The sequence below is a fragment of the Streptomyces botrytidirepellens genome (assembly GCF_003721215.1).
Taxonomy (GTDB): Bacteria; Actinomycetota; Actinomycetes; order Streptomycetales; family Streptomycetaceae; genus Streptomyces; species Streptomyces himastatinicus.
Window position 1 is genome coordinate 1 of the sequence record NZ_RIBZ01000273.1, and the last position, 15,636, is coordinate 15,636.

16 protein-coding genes, 1 tRNA gene and 1 pseudogene are annotated in these 15,636 nt (G+C 70.1%); 9 read left to right on the forward strand and 9 right to left on the reverse strand.

The window, feature by feature from the left end; translation table 11 throughout:
* Positions 1-535: 535 nt before the first annotated feature.
* From EEJ42_RS22210 to EEJ42_RS22235, 6 genes are all read left to right on the forward strand, one after another.
* On the forward strand, positions 536-721 hold the full coding sequence (locus tag EEJ42_RS22210) for a hypothetical protein (RefSeq protein WP_123102165.1): 186 nt from the start codon (positions 536-538) through the stop codon (positions 719-721).
* Positions 712-1,182 (forward strand): hypothetical protein, encoded by a 471-nt coding sequence (locus tag EEJ42_RS22215; RefSeq protein WP_123102167.1) that lies wholly within the window; start codon positions 712-714, stop codon positions 1,180-1,182. Before EEJ42_RS22210 ends, EEJ42_RS22215 begins: the two co-directional genes overlap by 10 nt.
* Positions 1,152-1,424, forward strand: coding sequence for a hypothetical protein (locus tag EEJ42_RS22220; RefSeq protein WP_123102169.1), 273 nt, complete (start codon positions 1,152-1,154; stop codon positions 1,422-1,424). Before EEJ42_RS22215 ends, EEJ42_RS22220 begins: the two co-directional genes overlap by 31 nt.
* Before the next feature lie 50 nt (positions 1,425-1,474).
* The gene (locus tag EEJ42_RS22225; protein ID WP_148082005.1) at positions 1,475-2,737 is read left to right on the forward strand and encodes a preATP grasp domain-containing protein; all 1,263 of its coding nucleotides are present in this window, start codon (positions 1,475-1,477) and stop codon (positions 2,735-2,737) included.
* Positions 2,738-2,749: 12 nt separating this feature from the next.
* Positions 2,750-3,937 (forward strand): MFS transporter, encoded by a 1,188-nt coding sequence (locus tag EEJ42_RS22230; protein WP_123102173.1) that lies wholly within the window; start codon positions 2,750-2,752, stop codon positions 3,935-3,937.
* A gap of 340 nt (positions 3,938-4,277) precedes the next feature.
* Positions 4,278-4,646: a hypothetical protein gene (locus EEJ42_RS22235; protein ID WP_123102175.1), complete on the forward strand. Its 369-nt coding sequence runs from the start codon at positions 4,278-4,280 to the stop codon at positions 4,644-4,646.
* A 303-nt stretch (positions 4,647-4,949) separates the two neighbouring features.
* On the opposite strand, the gene EEJ42_RS22240 is transcribed toward EEJ42_RS22235, so the two are convergent.
* Genes EEJ42_RS22240 through EEJ42_RS22250 form a run of 3 tightly spaced genes read right to left on the reverse strand, consistent with a single transcriptional unit; the run spans position 4,950 to position 9,636 of the window.
* Positions 4,950-6,251: an MFS transporter gene (locus tag EEJ42_RS22240; RefSeq protein ID WP_123102177.1), complete on the reverse strand. Its 1,302-nt coding sequence runs from the start codon at positions 6,249-6,251 to the stop codon at positions 4,950-4,952.
* Positions 6,248-8,254, reverse strand: a complete 2,007-nt coding sequence (locus tag EEJ42_RS22245) for a PEP/pyruvate-binding domain-containing protein (protein WP_123102179.1) — start codon at positions 8,252-8,254, stop codon at positions 6,248-6,250. The genes EEJ42_RS22240 and EEJ42_RS22245 overlap by 4 nt, the downstream gene beginning before the upstream one ends.
* Positions 8,254-9,636, reverse strand: a complete 1,383-nt coding sequence (locus EEJ42_RS22250) for an ATP-grasp domain-containing protein (RefSeq protein WP_123102181.1) — start codon at positions 9,634-9,636, stop codon at positions 8,254-8,256. The genes EEJ42_RS22245 and EEJ42_RS22250 overlap by 1 nt, the downstream gene beginning before the upstream one ends.
* Before the next feature lie 354 nt (positions 9,637-9,990).
* Here EEJ42_RS22250 and EEJ42_RS22255 point away from each other — a divergent pair, with 354 nt between their 5' ends.
* The gene (locus EEJ42_RS22255) at positions 9,991-11,274 is read left to right on the forward strand and encodes a PAS domain-containing protein (protein ID WP_246097165.1); all 1,284 of its coding nucleotides are present in this window, start codon (positions 9,991-9,993) and stop codon (positions 11,272-11,274) included.
* Positions 11,275-11,370: 96 nt separating this feature from the next.
* Positions 11,371-11,871, forward strand: a pseudogene (locus EEJ42_RS22260) (RNA polymerase sigma factor); the annotation flags it as partial.
* 727 nt (positions 11,872-12,598) lie between these two features.
* On the opposite strand, the gene EEJ42_RS22265 reads toward EEJ42_RS22260, so the two are convergent.
* The 3 genes from EEJ42_RS22265 to EEJ42_RS22275 form a co-directional block, all read right to left on the reverse strand.
* On the reverse strand, positions 12,599-12,847 hold the full coding sequence (locus tag EEJ42_RS22265; protein ID WP_184503200.1) for a hypothetical protein: 249 nt from the start codon (positions 12,845-12,847) through the stop codon (positions 12,599-12,601).
* 87 nt (positions 12,848-12,934) lie between these two features.
* Positions 12,935-13,333, reverse strand: coding sequence for a hypothetical protein (locus EEJ42_RS22270; protein ID WP_123102185.1), 399 nt, complete (start codon positions 13,331-13,333; stop codon positions 12,935-12,937).
* A 48-nt stretch (positions 13,334-13,381) separates the two neighbouring features.
* Positions 13,382-14,032 (reverse strand): DUF7691 family protein, encoded by a 651-nt coding sequence (locus EEJ42_RS22275; RefSeq protein ID WP_123102187.1) that lies wholly within the window; start codon positions 14,030-14,032, stop codon positions 13,382-13,384.
* Positions 14,033-14,123: 91 nt separating this feature from the next.
* On the opposite strand from EEJ42_RS22275, the gene EEJ42_RS22280 reads away from it, so the two are divergent.
* The gene (locus EEJ42_RS22280; protein ID WP_184503201.1) at positions 14,124-14,561 is read left to right on the forward strand and encodes a DUF2690 domain-containing protein; all 438 of its coding nucleotides are present in this window, start codon (positions 14,124-14,126) and stop codon (positions 14,559-14,561) included.
* A gap of 85 nt (positions 14,562-14,646) precedes the next feature.
* On the opposite strand, the gene EEJ42_RS22285 is transcribed toward EEJ42_RS22280, so the two are convergent.
* The 3 genes from EEJ42_RS22285 to EEJ42_RS22295 form a co-directional block, all read right to left on the reverse strand.
* A complete protein-coding gene (locus tag EEJ42_RS22285; protein WP_123102191.1) occupies positions 14,647-15,018 on the reverse strand; it encodes a DUF6247 family protein in 372 nt (123 codons plus the stop codon).
* Between the two features lie 87 nt (positions 15,019-15,105).
* The gene (locus EEJ42_RS22290) at positions 15,106-15,288 is read right to left on the reverse strand and encodes a hypothetical protein (protein WP_123102193.1); all 183 of its coding nucleotides are present in this window, start codon (positions 15,286-15,288) and stop codon (positions 15,106-15,108) included.
* Between the two features lie 178 nt (positions 15,289-15,466).
* Positions 15,467-15,543 (reverse strand) — tRNA-Met (locus EEJ42_RS22295).
* Between the last annotated feature and the right edge of the window lie 93 nt (positions 15,544-15,636).

The following is a 15,636-nucleotide window of genomic DNA, read 5'->3' on the forward strand; positions in this document are numbered from 1 at the left end:
CATCGGTCAACGACAACGGTGGAATCTTCGGACCCGGACGACTCATACCAAACCAACGATGAATCTCCGACTCAGGTCACTAGGAGCTGTGGAGAGGTTTCTCTGTCTGGTTGTGCGGTCGGCGGGGCTCCCAGCCGGCTTCCTACCGGGAGCGGAAGGCTGCCCGAGGTCATCAATGATGGTCCGGGCCAACAGTGGGCGTTTAAGGCGGGTCAGGGAATGGCCTGATCTGGTTGCTGGGACGGTGTGCGCTCCTGAGCTGCCAGGATGCCTTCCCGCCAGCTACGGATTGCCTCCACTCGGCCTCTCAGTGTCACGAAACGTGACGCCCCCCATATTCCATGCATCTGGCATATGTTCTAGTGGTCCGCCGGTGACTCCTGGTCACATAGCCAGTGGTGCAGGGGGATTGCCGCATTGTCAGGCTGCCGGATCGGCCATCCAGCCCGGTTCCGTCGGCCTGCGCGCCATGCCCTCGGCCAAGGGCGAGGCGCCATGTCCCGTTCAGCGATCCTGAGAGGCAGATCGTACCGTCATGGCCGGAGCCAAGAACGGCGTCTTCGCCGAGAAGATCTCCCCGTTCCTACGCACGAAGATCGAGGAAGCCGGTGAGCCGCTCCCGTTCCTCGACCTCCAGTACGTTGTCGATCCGTCGGAGGCTGTCGCGCCCGCTACTGCGGCACGGCTCCGGAGAACCAGGATGTCCGTGAGGTGCTGGTAACCGACGGTGACCCCCTGATCCTTCCCGACCGGATCGAGTGGCTGCTGGACGCGCTGGAAGAGCACGCGCCCCAGGTCGAGATCGTGCGGATCGCTACCCGGGTGCCCCTCCAGGATCTGCGACGGGTCGATGCCCGTATGAAGCGTGCGCTGCGGCGCCGGTCGACGTTCCGGGTCGAGGTCGCCACGCACATCAACCACAGGGGCGAGCTGTTTCCCGAGGTCAGGGAGGCGTACGCGGCGCTCCAGGAAGCCGGGGCACGCATCTACGACCAGACGGTGCTGCTGCGCGGGCTCAACGACAACCTCAACACCCTGTCGAGCTCTTCGACGAGCTGCGCTCCATGGACATCGAGGCGCACTATCTGTTCCACTGCGTCCCGATCCGCGGCATGGACCACCACCGCACGTCTGTCGCGGAGGGGCTTGAGTTGCAGCGCAGGCTGGGAGCCTCGGGGCTGACGTCGGGCCGTACGCGCCCGCACTTCACGCTGATGACGGACGTCGGCAAGGTGCCGTTGTACGAGGGCTCGATCATCAACCGGGACGAGCACAACCGGATCCTGATCCAGACCGGCTACCGGTACGAGGAGAGGATGTCCTGGGTGCCCGGCTGGCAGCTGCCAGGGAACGCCCGCGTCGACGACGACGGGTTCCTGCAGGTCTGGTACCTGGACGCCATCGGCGGGAAGGCCGAGTTCTGATGCCCCGCCTCTGGCTCGGGAACGCCTGCACCGAGCATATGGTCGACCGCATGGACCTGCTCACGCAGGACGACTTCGACGGCATCCTTTTCGCAGTGAAGCGCCTCGTGTGGCTGATGCGGGACGGCGATGCCCTCGTCCTGCCGCGACCCGTGCCCGGCACCTTCCTTGATCACGTCGCGCGGCACACCGGTATCTCGCCAGACCGCGTTCACGTGATCGCACCGGATGCCGACCTCCTGACCCAGGGCCTGCTGCACTCGCAGGAGATCCTCGGCAGGCTGAGGGAGCTGGTGACTCCCAGCTGGGAGTTCCGCCCCTACATCCACGACCGCGGTGCCGAGGTGTTCGCACGTGAACTCGGTCTTGTCACCGGGTCGCCGTTCGTGGCGGAAGGCGGCGCGGAACTACTCAACAGCAAGGTCGTCTTCCGCGCCCTGGCAGCGGGAGCCGGGTTCGCCGTTCCGGACGGCATTCCGTGCCGCACCAGCGAGGATCTCTCCCGCACCCTGCAGCGGCTCCTGACCGTGCACCGGGCAGTCATCCTCAAGCGGGACCGCGCGGTCGGCGGCCACGGCAACATCGTGATCACCACCGACCCGGACCTGCAAGGCACAGGGGCCCTGCACACGATCGTCCTCGGTGATCAGGCCGATCACGCGCAGGTCCTCAAGGAAGCCGGACTGACCGCCACCCATGCCCCGCAGGGAGAGATCGTCCTCGAGGTCTTCCACCCCGACTGCACGTCCGTGTACGTCGAGGTGGACTGCCCGGTGCACGGCGAGCCCGTCCTCCTGAACGGCGGCCAGCTCCGTACCGACCAGGATCCGCCGGTCCTCGCCGGGCTCGCGCTGCCGCCCAGGAGCGTGCCCGGCCGGACCTGGGAGGCCTTCACCGGTGAGGCCCTTCGGATGGCCCGATGCATGCAGAGCCTCGGCTATCGCGGCCTGGCCAGCATCGACGCGGTGATCGACCAGGCTGGCAACGCATGGTTCAACGAGGTCAACGCACGTCTGGGCGGCAGCACCCACCTGCACCACATCGCCCAGACGCTCGTCGGCCCGGACTGGACAGACAGTCACGTCCTGATCAGCAGGTTCAACGTCCGGGCACCCGCGCTCGACCGGCTCCTGCACGCCATGCAGGAACGCGGGCTCGCCTGGAATTCCCAACAGCAGCGCGGCATCGTCATCGCCTCCGACGACACTGCCGCCACCGGCAACCTCGAGTACGTGGTCCTCGCCCACACCCATGAGGAAGCCGACGCCCTCGAACACCAACTGACCGCCCTCCTGACCCGGCACGACAAGTAAGGATCACCACCCGTGGCGTACCGCGGCCTGTTCACCAAGCACGTCTCGATCTGGGCCGCGGTAGTCACGGCCAGCCGCCTCCCGGTGGCGATGGCGCCGCTTGCCTTCCTCTTCTACGGCCGCGGTACGGACATCGGGTACAGCGGCGGCGCCGCAATGGCTGCCGCGTACGCCATCGCCGAAGCGATAGGCGCACCGCTTCTCAGCACACGGCTGCGGACGCGCCCGTACCGACGCGAGATCGCCGCCGGGCTAGCCCTGTCCGCCGTCGCATTCGTCCTGCTCGCGTTCCTACCCGGCCCCGGCACCGGGCCGGCCGTGGCTCTGGCTGCGGTCGCCGGCGCCACCGCGGCGGCCGCCCCGGGTGCCCTGCGCACCATGGCCGAGGACCTCGCGCCCAGGCAGCACCTCCACACCGTCCTCAGCCTGGAATCCACGCTCAACATGGCCGTCTGGGCGGCCTCACCGGCGCTGGTGTCCGGACTGGCACTCGGCGTCGATCCGCAGACACCGTTCCTCATCGCCACCGTCGCCACGCTCGCCTCCACCGCAGCGCTGTGGCAGTTGCCCGACAAGAACGGCGCCACTGGCGAGGGGCAGCGTGCCCCGCTCAAGCAAGCCCTGGCTGCCTGGCCCGTCTACCTGACCAGCATCGCTGCCATGTACTTGCTGGCGAGCATCGAGCTCACGCTGCCCGCCCTCCTCGAGCACCGGGATCTGCCCGTCGCCTACAGCGGCCCGATGCTGACCGGCTTCGCCCTCGCGAGCATCGTCGGCGGCCTGGTCTACGGTGCCCGTACCTGGCCCGGCAGCGTGGAACGCCAGAGCACGGTCCTGCTCCTCGTGATGATCGCGGGCGTTGCCCTCACGGCTCTTGCTTCCAACTGGCCGGTGATCGCCGGCCTCCTCGCCCTCACCGGCCTCCTGCAGGCCGCCGTCCTGATCACCCGCAACCTCACCCTCCGCGAACAGCTCCCCGCCGACCTCCACCCCGTCGGCTACTCCGCCCTTTACGCGGGCAGCGGCATCGGCTACGGCCTCAGCTCCGCCGCCACCGGCCTCCTCCTCACCGCCACCACCCCCGACACCGCCGTCCTCATCGCCACCGGCACCACGCTCGTGCTGACTGCGACAACCTGGCTCAGGCGCAAGGCCTCCGAGGCCAAGAAACCGTTGCCGGATGAAGAGAGGCGGAGGTGACGGAGTACGTCGCCCCGGCCGACCGGCCAGTAGGCCCGTATCTCCTCATGGCCGCGCAGCCGGGTGGTCTCGGCGACGTTCGGCCAGTCCACTTCCGGGTGCAGGGCCTCGGTCATCATCGTGGCCATCTCCGGACGTCCGGGGTGTTGGAACACGTCGTACATCCGGCGCAGCAGATCGGCCTGTGCCTCCGGTACAGGGTTCTCCGTACGACCACGCCAGACATCACGACGGCGCCAGGGGAGGTGATTCTGCCGTCAGCCGATCGCGTCGCCGATGTTGGCGGTGGGCCCGGCACCCCATGGGTACGGGGGCGCCGACAACGCCGGACGCCCTCGGTATGGAGCTGACTGATCCAGGCTTCGACCACTCGGTCCCCTGCGAGTTCCGGGAGCGACTGATCGACGGGGAAGCCGGGCAGCTCGTGCTCGACGGCGTGCTGGAGGCCGTGCGGGATGCAGGTCTCCTCAAGGCAGGCGGTCGGGCCCGGACCGACTCCACACACATCGTGGCAGCGGCACGCGATTTCACCCGCCTGGAATGCGTGATCGAGACGCTCCGGGCGGCCTTGAACGCCTTGGCGCTCACTGCGCCAGAGTGGCTGCAACGCCACGTCGAGCCGGCATGGTTCGACCGCTACGCGGCGCGACCTGACCCACAGGCCTCCCTCAGACTCCCCAGACCCGAAAGTCACTGGCCGCCCAGGTAGGCCAGGACGGACTCAAGCTACTGCCGCCGGCGCCGCGCGCGAGCAGTCGTCGCCTATCGCCTGACACCTACGCACCCTGGAGCCACCATGCCTGACCCGCACGCCCCTATCCGGCGGGGAAGCGTCCAACGGCTATCGCCGCTGAGGAAGACCACCCACGGCCTGGCTCTTGCCGACGGGTTCGCCGTGCGCGCCGGTGCCCTTCACGGTGGTCTGCCAGGCCAGGCGCGGGGTGCCGTTGACGGCTTAGACGATCAGCTTGGGGCGGGAGGTGGCGTCCTCGACGCCCTCGCCGGCCCGCTATCACCTTCGTGCGTGCCCGACGGCCTCCTGACGCTCCTCGCGGGCGGCCCGTGGCGGGCGGGGGCGCCGGGGCCGTCCGATCAGCACGGCCAGGTGCACCGCGAGCATCACCGCAGCGGTCACGGCGGCGCTGTGCCACAGCAGCGCGTCCATCCGGCCCGCCGAGAGGTACGCGCCCGCAGCCACCGCCACCAGGGCGCACACCGCGCGGTCGATGATGCTCTCCACCGAGAGCAGGGTGGCGCGCGGAGCGCCCGGCGGCACCGCGTCGTTCACCAGTTTGCGCTGGATCGGATACGCGAAGCCGGTGACCGCCGAGAACAGGCAGAGCAGCGCCACCGCCGCCATCGGCCCGCCGAGGGTGATCCCGGCCAGGGACACCGCCATCGCCAGGCTCAAGACGGACACCATCGTCAGCGGTTGCAGCTTGCGGCCCAGCCACTGCGGCCGGGCCGCGCCCACGGCCTCGGCCACCGTCACCGCCGCCAGCACACCGCCGTGCGAGGGCTCGGGGATGCCCTGGTCGATCAGGATCGGCTGGAACAGGTTCACCTGGCAGATCCGGGAGAGGGTGAAGACCGCCACGCCCTGCACCATCACCAGGGCCAGCCACGGGGAGCCGCGCAGCTGGCGCAGCGCGCGCCCGGCCTCTCGCCACACCCCCGACCGGCGTTCGCCCGACTCCGCGCCCACCAGCCGGGGCAGGGCCATGGCACAGGCCAGTGACGCCCCGGCGCTGACCGCGCTGAGGAGGTACGGGGTGGGCCGGGACAGCGCCATCAGGGGTCCCACCAGGGGCCAGCACATCACCTTCGCGGCCAGCCCGAGGGCCCGCGCGGTGCCCTCGGCGTGCAGATAGTGGTCGTCCGCGCCCTCCGCGTGCAGTGCGTCGTAGAGGTAGGCGCTGGCCGCTCCGGAGGTGAGGGAGCGGCCCGCGGCGATGGCGAGGAAGTGGACCAGGAAGCCGGTGTAGTCGGGAGAGAGGACCGGGACCAGGTTCGCCGCGGTCATCACCACGGCGCCCGCGCGCAGACAGTTGCGGGCGCCGATCCGGTCGGCCACCAGACCGGTCGGGATCTCGAACAGGCAGAACGCGATGTAGTAGAGGGACTGGATGCCGAAGATCTGCGCGTCCGAGAGCCCGGCCTGCCGCTGGTAGGCGTAGAAGACCGGCATCCACCACAGCAGGTTGAACAGCAGCTGGAAACCGTTGTTGAGGGCGATGACCCGGCGTGCCCCGGCGGTGAGCGGGGTCCGCCCCTCCGCCGGGGAGCGGCGGAGGAACGGCACACGGCCCTTCACAGCGCGTACGGGCGGAGCTGGACCAGCTTGAAACCGCCCGCTTCGGTCATCAGCCACTCGATGTCCAGCGGACCGTCCGGATCGTCCGCGAAGTGCGACTGGAGCAGCCGCCCGGTGAGCGCGAGATCCGCCAGCCGCGCCCGGGCCGAGGACGGCAGGTCCTCACCGGACGAACCGAGGTCCACGGTGCGGCCCCCGCCCTCCACGGTGTTGTAGAGGTACTGCAACGGCAGCGCGGTGCCGTCGACGACGCTCTCGGGCGAACCGGGCGTGCAGTTGATGTAGATATTGCGGAAGTCCTCGCGCCGCGTGGGGTTGCAGGTGACCAGCACCCCGCCGAGCTCGGCCGGGGTGTACTCCTGCACGATGACGCCCATGTAGGTGTCGTCGAGGGAGATGCCCGCCTCGTGACGGAGCCGGACACTGCGCGGCGACACCAGCGAGGCCCACACCTGCCGGACGGCGTCAAGGAGTTCGTCCGTGCCGTGCACCGTGGTGATGGAGTCGTAGACCCCGGCGGCGGAAAAGCCGGGTAGGTCCTCGGCATTGGAGGAGGACCGCACCACCAGCCGCTTGCGGCACACCCGGTCCGCGAACGGGCCGGTGATCCGCGCGGCCACATCCTCCGGCACCGGGGTGCCGCGCACCAGCTGCTGGAGGCTCAGGCACAGCGGGTCCAGCACATCGGTGGCTCCCAGCTCCAGCGCCATCTTCAGCTTGCCGATGCCCTGTTGCAGAGCGGGCGAGGAGATCAGGAAGCGGTGCTGGAGGGCGAACGGCAGCGCCACGCCGTCGGGCGCGGTGACGGTGGCCGCCGCGAATTCCGAGGCCGCGTGGCGCAGCGCCTCGGGGTCGGCGGACGCGGTCAGCCGGGAGGCGAGATGGCCGTACAGATCCTTCCGGGGCGGCCGGGCGCGGCCGTAGAAGGCGGTGAGATCGGCGGTGCGGCTGTCCAGCACATGGTGGAGTTCACCGAGGTTGGCGGCCTTGGTGCCGTAGCGGTCGCGGTCCTCGCGGCGCAGCCGGCGCAGTTCCAGGACGGGGACGTCCTCCAGCAGCGGCGGCTCCAGCCGGATCCGCTGCTGGTGCCACGCGGGCTCGTCCAACTCCGGGACCTCGTGCAGCCGGACCAGGCTCACCTCGTCGTCCTGGACCCGGTAGCACACCCACGCCCCGTCCAGCTCCTCCGCCTCCACCAGCCGGGCCATGTCGCGCACGATGGCGTTCGGGATGCCCCAGCCGGAGGCCAGCACATTGGTGTGGGACAGCGGGGTGATGGGGGCGGCGTTGATGAATCCGGCCACCCGTGGCACATCGTCGGGCAGACAGTCCATGGCCACGATGTCCGACCAGCCGAGGTCCGCGGCGTGCGCGCGGTACTCCTCAAGCGAGGCGAACCAGCGCAGCCGGCCGATGGCCTCCCCCGTGTTCAGCGGAGTGCGGGGGCGGCTGACGAACAGCTCGTGGCTGAGGATGCGCGGCAGCGTTACGTCGCTCACGGGGGCGAGTGCCGCTTCCTGGCCGTGGTTGGCAGGTTTCAGCAGCAACGGCAGCCGCCCGTCCACCCGCTCCCGGACGAAGTCGTAGAACTCGTGGAGCAAGGGGCCGTCCATGGTGTCGGCCTCGGTGGTCTCCAGCACCAGGAACGGCCGGTCCCGGCCCTCAGTGTCCTCGTCGGCGTGGAGCGAGAGCACACCGAGCAGGAAGCGGCGGGAGGGGTCGGTGTACACCGAGGCGTTGAACGCGTCGAGTCCGGCGTCGAGTTCGTCCAGGTCCATCCCGAGGATGCGGGTGGCCACGTAGTTGACGTGGAAGGGGTGGACGGCGGTGTCCAGCAGATGCCAGGTGTGCTCGGTGCGGTCGACCACCACCTTCAGATACGGGTGTCCGGCCAGCACTCCGGACAGCGACCGGAACAGCGGCAGCGACAGGTTCTCGCCGACCACGGTGGCATCGGTGCCGGGCGCGGTGGCCGGGCTCGGAAACGCGCTGATGCCGGTCATCACGGCCTCCCGGTGGCCGGGACGGGCGGCAGGGCGGTGGGCAGGGCGTCGTTGAGCCTTTCGAAGTCACGTATCACCGTGACCGGATCGTCGGCCACCAGCAGACACAGCGCTGCCATGGTGTTCGCGCCCGCTGCCGGGTCGTAGACCGGCACCGGGGTGCCGTCCGGCAGCGAGTGCTCGGCCACCTTCGTCAGCCGCGCCCCGGTGGAGATCAGTCCGGAGCGCTGGACGGCGTCGAAGTCCCACAGCCGCCGGTCCGGCCACGGCGCGCCGGAGCCGTCCACAGCCAGCACCACCAGCGAGCCGGCCGCGCCCTTGGCGTCCGCGGCGCCCAGCACCGAACCGGGCCCCGGATCGGGCCAGTCGACCTCGCGGCCGAGCAGCCGGTCGATGAGCATGCCGATGACGTCCACCCCGAAGACCTCCTCGATCTGGGGGACGGTCATCGCGCCGCCGAACCGGGCTGCGGTCTCGATGACCCACATCCGTCCGTCGGCGCCCAGCTTGATCTCGGTGTGGGTGCCGCAGGTGCGCAGGCCGAGCGCGTCCACGGCGGCCGTCGCCAGCTCCACCACCTTGCGCTGGGCGTCCTCGGGGAGCAGGGCGGGGGTGATCCCGGCGCGCTCGGTGAACGGCTCGACGGTGGGCATCCGCCCGCTCAGGCACACCGGGTGATAGACGCCCTCGGCCACGACGCCCTCGACGCTGACGTAGTCGCCCCAGCCCGGCTCCTCGAACCAGTCCCCGGCCGTGCCCGACACGATCTCCTCGACGAGGAAGTCGGCGTCCGCCCCGGCCACATGGAGCTCGGCGTAGCCCTGGCGGGCGGACTCCTCCATCACCTCACGGGCCCGGGCCCAGGCGGGCGCGATGTCCTCCGGGCCGCGCAGGATCTGATGGGCGGTGGACCCGGCGCTCCAGGCCGCCTTCATCAGCATCGGGTACGGGACCTCGGCCGCGGCCTCGTGCAGATCGCGCTCGGTGGCCACGGAGCGGAACCGTGGCTGGGACACCCCGTGCGCGTCCCAGGTGCGGCGCATCATCCGCTTGTCCCGGGCCAGCACGCAGCGCGCACCGGCCCCGGCGAGCCCCAGCCGCTCGCAGGCGTCGGCCACCGCCACCACGGCGTACTCGGACGGGGTGAACACCGCGTCGGCGCCGACGGCCTGTGCCTGAGCCGTGATGAGCGCGACGAGGTCCTGGGACGCGGTGTCCACGGGGCCGACCACCGAGGCGCACAGCCGGGTGACCACCTCGTGGGCGGAGGGCGGAAGGGGACTGAGCACGAGCAGATGCACTTCGGCCTTCGCGGCGACCCGGGACAGCGCGTATTCCAGCGGCGGCCCGCCCTTGGCGTAGACAAACAGCACCTTACTCACAGATAACGACTCCTCGGTTCAGGGTTTCTCGACGGCTCAACAGAAACCGGCGGGCCGGCACATCCGCCGCGATCCGGTCCCGTCAAGCGAACCAGTCGGGCATGACGCTTACCCCCCGAATCGGGGGTGGGCGCTCAGGCAAATGCCTGAGTGTCACGAGGGGTTCACGGTGAGCGAGGCCGTCGGGTATGGGTTTCAGCCCTTCTCGGCCCCTTTTGCGTTCCGGCTGGTTACGCCGCATGTGAGCGCGGGGCTTGGGCAATCCTCAGCCATGCCTTCGGCGGTCCGTACCCGGAGGCCGGACCGGAAAGGCGGCTGGTGTCCGATATGGGCCTGAGTACGCTGCTCGAGCGCATGCCCGTGTCATGGTGGGAAGCCGATGAGGGGCTGCGCATCGTCAACTGCGGCGGGGGCGCCTTCCATGACCCCGGCACCGCACAGCGGTTCGTCGACAGTCTCGGCGGCACGGCCGACGCCGCGCGGGAAGGGGCGGCCGCCGAGGGCCGGTCGGGGATCGACCGCCGCCAGGTCCGGTTCGGCGGGCGGCTGTTCGACGTCACCTCCTTTCCCGGCCGACTGGCCGGTGACGGCCGGGGCGGGGTCAGCGGGCTCGCGGTGGACATCAGCGCCCTGGAGCGCGGACGCCACGGGTACGCCGCGTTCACCGACTTCGCCGACTTCGCGCCCGCCGCGGCGTTCATCCGCGACGCCCACGGCCGCTATCTGTGGGCCAACCACGCCTACGCCCATCTGTACGGCACCACCCCCGACGCCGTGATCGGCAGCAGCGTCACCGATGTCGACGCCCCCGAGGACGTGGCGACCTTCCAGACCCTGGACCGGCAGGTGCTCAGCTCCGGCAAGCCGGTGCGGCACACCATCGGCTACCACCGCCCCGACGGCTCACCCGGGCGCGCGGTCGGCCACCGCTTCCCGGTGGCCGAGGGTGGCCAGACCTGTGTGGCCGGGATCTACATCGACATCACCGACTACACCCTCGCCCTGAGCCGGCGGCGCGCCGCCGAGGAGGACCTCCAGGCGCTCAGCGAACACAGCGGTCTGCCCTGCGCCCTGCTCTCGCCGGGCGGCCGGATACGCCGGGTCAGCGCCTCGGCCGCGGAACTGCTCCGGGTCCATGTGCCCGATCTGCTCGGCCGCCCCGCCCACCGCTATCTGGCCCCCGCCGACGATCTTGCCGGGCTTCGCCACGCCTGGCGGGATCTGGTGAACCGGCGCTGGCGCCGGTTCCAGACCTCCGCGGTCTTCCTCGACGCCCGGGGCGACGAGTGGCGGGCCCGGGTGCTGCTCACCGCCGTCAGCGGCGGTTCACGGCGGGCCCGCGGCGTCTGGGCGGTACTGCCCCACCACACGCTGCCGCACCCGCCGCTGCCACCGCTCACCGCGGCGCAGTTGCGCATCCTCACCCTGCTGTCCGCCGGGCACGGCAACAACGAGATCGCCGCCTCGCTCCGGCTCTCCCGGCAGACCCTGGACTACCACCTCGCCCGGCTGCGGGAGTTGCTGGCGGCACCCACCCGGCTGGCGCTGGTCAGCCGGGCGTATGTACTGGGCATCCTCGATCCGCAGGCGTGGCCGCCGCGCTCGGCCGTCGGCTGCCGCCCGGCCGGTCCCTGCTGACGGGAAGCGGACGGGAAGCGGACGGGAAGCTTCAGTGGGGGCTGACGGGAAGCGGACAGGGAGTTTCGGTGGGGGTGGTTCACAGCGCCTAGAGTGATCGGCAAGGTCGGAGCACGGGTCATCAAGGCCGCCCGGTCCGGTGCCCCGGACGCGCAGGATCAGCTCGTCAGCGCGTATCTGCCGCTGGTCTACAACGTCGTCGGCCGCGCCCTCAAAGGGCACGCGGACGTCGACGATGTCGTCCAGGACACCTAGATCAGGGCCCTCGGCGGGCTCGGCGGACTGCGCGACCCCTCCGTCTGCCGGTCCTGGCTCGTGGCCATCGCGATGAACCAGGTACGCCGCCACTGGCGGGAGCGTCAGGACGCGCCCGTCGGCGGCTTGGGGATGGTGCACGAGATGCCCGGGCCCGAGCCCGACTTCGCCGATCTGACGCTCGTGGGCTGGGGCTGGAAGGCCAGCGCAAGGAGGTCGCCGAGGCGACGCGCTGGCTCGACGACAGTGAGCAGGAAGTGCTGTCGCTGTGGTGGCTGGAGGCCGGGGGCGAACTGACCCGCGCCGATGGCGGCCGCACTCGACCTCCGCCATCCGCATACCTTGCAGACATCGTCCGCTCCGCAAGGTGTCAGTCGAGGTTGCAGATGGCGGGGTTGAGTCTGCTCAGAATGGCGCGGACAAGGTCGCGGCTGTAGGCGGGGTGTGATGGTGAGGTCATGGCTTCTTGGAGGTGGTAGGTGATTTCGGCCCATCGGCCGAAGTTGCCGTGGCATGCCAGGTCATTGATCCATAGGAAGTCGTCGCTTGGCACCTCGGCCCAGATGGGGTGGTAGCACGCGATGGAGGTACCGATGTGGGTTCCCGGGTTGAACCTTCGCAACGCTGATCATCCCCACCGGGGACACCCGCTCTGACCTGTGGAAAAGGCCGATCCCGTGGGGCGGGAGAGTTCACCGGAACTTCACGGCCGATCCCGCCGGGCGGGCGTCGGCGGCGATGTCACGCCCGCCCGGCGGGCACCGCTCTCGTCCTCGCGACCCAATGGGTGAGGCCGTGCAAATGCTGCGCGACGGCCACCCGCGCACACCTCACACACCACATGCATCACGACAACGCAAAGCAGCCGACTCCGACGTCAACCGACCCATGCCCACGTACCACTCCCCCGGCCAACGCCCCACCAGAGCCGCCCACTGCACCCCGCTCAGCACTCCGGCGAGGCCCGCGCTCGCGGGCTCCAGGCTGGTTAGCACCCCCAATCCTCCGCGTCGGCAGCCGCCGCAGGGCTGCGACTCCAGCGAGTACGGGAGCACCGCCGAAAGCACCGCTACCGCGACCCCGGCCAGCAGAACCCCGGGGGGGCGAGCAGCTCTGTCCTCTGATCCACTACGCCCAGCGGCACCGTCAGCGCGGCCGCCCATGCCACTGCCAGGGCCAGCGGGCCGCCTCCGGTGCTGCGAGCTCCCGCCTTCTTGCTCAGCAGCAGGTAGGCGGCCATAGCGGCCCCCGCGGCCAGGGCGAGGAGCACACCGGAGAGCGGAAAGCGGGCGCCGTGCGGTGTGTGGAAGACCGTCACCGTGATGTGACCGCGGTGGAGGCCCGGCCCTCCAGCCGGGCCTCTTCGCAGGGCCGGACACCTCGCCCGGAGAATCTCGTGCACTTCTCAAGGTGTCTGGGCGAGAGCCTTGACCACGGCGGCGTTCGGGGCGTGAGCGAGGGAGCCGGGGAGGGGACGGCCGTTGCCAGCCGGTTCTGACTTGCCGTACAGCTCATGGAGGGTCTGGGTCGCGCGGAGACCGCGGCCCTTCCCCTCGCGCAGCCGGTTAAGCCAGACCATGCCGTGGTTTACCGCGCGGGAGCCACCCTCCGTCCGGGGTTCGTAGAAGGCGGCGTCGTCCTCGTCGCCGGCCCAGACATACCCGAGGATCGATCCGTCGTCCTGGTCGATCACGGTGAAGTACCGCACCGGCTTCTCGGTCCAGTTCTGGTACCGCGCCGGACCGCGCTTCTCCCTCCACTGAATGTCTTCTGCGAGCCGCGGGTTGATCGGTTGTTCACTCATGGTGTCCGTGTTCCTTCCGGGAACCGGGAGGGTCCTGTGTGGCTTGCGTCAGGTGATCTGGAAGAAGAGCGTGTCCTGGGTGTACCAGTGAACGTTCTTCGTGGCGCGCTCCCATTCGTCGTGCTCGAACTCCAGCTTCTTGATCAGCTCTCGAACGTCGTAGTGGAAGTCGGGGGCCATCTGGTCCACGACCGCACGGTAGGCATCGGCGGCTGCCTTGGTCTTGGCCAGCGGCAGGTGGCCGATAGCGGGGTAGCCGTCGATCGAGCCTGGGATGAACGGGAAGTCGTCGGGCAGTCCGCCGTAGAGGTAGCCATGGGGCAGGAGGTCGGCGGGCACGCCGAGGCGTCCCAGCTCGTCGTCCACCAGGCCGAAAAACGTTGAGGGCTTCGAGTAGGTGCCCAGGTGGGACGGGTCGGACGCGTTGTGGTCGATGATGTGCTGGAGCGCGGAGTGGTACGCATTGCCCGCGTACTCCGGGCCTGGGTCGGTGTGCCCGGCGAGGAGATGGTCGAGGGCGTCGGGGATGGACAGGCCCCAGTCGATGCCCTGACGGTCGAGGTCGTCCTGGTGGGCCTGGGCGTCCTCGTGCATTCCTTCGAGGCGGCGCTGCTGGTCCAAGGAGAGGTCGCCGTTGCTGCTCAGGTAGGCCAGGACGTCGGCCTGGTCCGCGGTGGAGTACGAGATGTTGTGACTCATGATCGTTATGGTGCCAAGCCGCACTGACACGAAGAGGGGCGGGCGGCGCCGATGTCGCACCGGCGCCGCGGACAGCCTCGGGAGGCTCCGCATGGCCGTTCGCCGCTCAGCTCTCTCCTCCCTCAGCACCGCAGTTCTCGCATACGCGCTGCTGCTCGCCCCCGTCCTGCCCGCCGCAGCCGCGGCGCCGACCTCATGCAGGGCTTCCTCGTGCACGGGGAAGAACCCCCGGAGCGAGGGTTGCGGCCCCGGCGCCAGCGTCATCGACCGGGTGCGGCCGGCGGGCGGTGTGCCAGAGGTGGAGCTGCGGAACTCGCCCCGGTGCAGCGCCGCGTGGGCGCGGATCCAGAAGGCCAACAGCAACTGGCGGTTCAAGATCGAGATCCGGCGCGGGAACTCGTACACGGCGAACGCCTCGCCCTCCTGCCCTGCGTACACACTGATGGTCGGGTCGAGCAACACCTACCGAGCCTGCGTGGAAATCTACGACGGCCGAGGGGGCAGCTTGTCCTGCACCGGCTGGCACTGACCCCCAAGGCGCGTTGACGCCCGCTCGCCCCGGGCGCCAACCGCCGTGCATGGTCTACGTCCGCGCTGCCCAAAACCCGTACCGGTCACCCGCCAGCCCGCCGGTCGATACCCGCCTCGTCCGCCGCCTCGGTCTGGATGGCGGACACCTCGGCGGCGATAGCGCGGGCCTCCGCCGGGTCCTCCACCTGCGCGGCGCGTGCCTCCAGCTCGCGCAGGCGTGCTGCACGGGCGGGGTGGCGCTCGATCGCCACGGTCAACGCCCACTGCCGCAGGAACCGCCGCATCGGCGCCGCGTCCACATGCTCACGAGCGGCCGCCATCGCCTTCGTCCGGTCAGCGTCGAATGCCGCCACCCTGCTCGGCGCGATCCGCACCAGCGCGGCACGCACCTCCTCCGCGGTCGCCTTGGGCTGCGGGACCAGGGGGCCGTTTCTGTCCGCTACTGCCTCGCTCATGCTGCCTCGCTCCGTGTCGTGCTCACCGGGGCCGCGACCCTCCGCGGCTCGGTACGCCCCGTGTGCAGCTCGACGATCTGCGCCTGGTTACGGTCCATCTTGGCCGAGGTCGAGGTTCCCAGCCTTCTGGTCGAGGTTCCCGATCTGGAGACGGAGCGCGGTCAGGTCGCTCTTGATGATCCCGAACTCGCGGTCGTTCTTCTCCGCGGCCTCTTCGAAACGCCGCGTGAGGGCGGCGAGTCCGTGGTGGGCTGTGGGGTCCTCGGGCACGCGGGGCGCTCCTGCCAGATCATGGAAGCGGCAGATAGCGGGCGATCCACGATATCGCGCTCACCGGGCGCTGGTCCCGCCCCTGCACTACGCCGGGTCGTCATCGGGGCGGCTCCGTAGGGCAGCGCCTGGACGTGCAACCGGCCCCCTCGACATGGCGTCGAGGGGGCCGGTGCGTTGGTAGCGGGGACAGGATTTGAACCTGCGACCTCTGGGTTATGAGCCCAGCGAGCTACCGAGCTGCTCCACCCCGCGTCGGTCCGCCCATCCTACACGGCGCGGGCGATGGGGGTCGACGTACTCCACGCCTCTGGTGGTGCGGAGCGCTGCCTCTGGCTCCGGCAGCCT

Coding starts and splice junctions, on each gene's coding strand:
- EEJ42_RS22210 (WP_123102165.1), top strand. CDS start 536: ATGGCCGGAGCCAAGAACGGCGTCTTCGCCGAGAAGATCTCCCCGTTC.
- EEJ42_RS22225 (WP_148082005.1), top strand. CDS start 1,475: ATGGACCTGCTCACGCAGGACGACTTCGACGGCATCCTTTTCGCAGTG.
- EEJ42_RS22235 (WP_123102175.1), top strand. CDS start 4,278: ATGGAGCTGACTGATCCAGGCTTCGACCACTCGGTCCCCTGCGAGTTC.
- EEJ42_RS22245 (WP_123102179.1), bottom strand. CDS start 8,254: ATGACCGGCATCAGCGCGTTTCCGAGCCCGGCCACCGCGCCCGGCACC.
- EEJ42_RS22255 (WP_246097165.1), top strand. CDS start 9,991: ATGCCCGTGTCATGGTGGGAAGCCGATGAGGGGCTGCGCATCGTCAAC.
- EEJ42_RS22270 (WP_123102185.1), bottom strand. CDS start 13,333: ATGAGTGAACAACCGATCAACCCGCGGCTCGCAGAAGACATTCAGTGG.
- EEJ42_RS22275 (WP_123102187.1), bottom strand. CDS start 14,032: ATGAGTCACAACATCTCGTACTCCACCGCGGACCAGGCCGACGTCCTG.
- EEJ42_RS22280 (WP_184503201.1), top strand. CDS start 14,124: ATGGCCGTTCGCCGCTCAGCTCTCTCCTCCCTCAGCACCGCAGTTCTC.
- EEJ42_RS22285 (WP_123102191.1), bottom strand. CDS start 15,018: ATGAGCGAGGCAGTAGCGGACAGAAACGGCCCCCTGGTCCCGCAGCCC.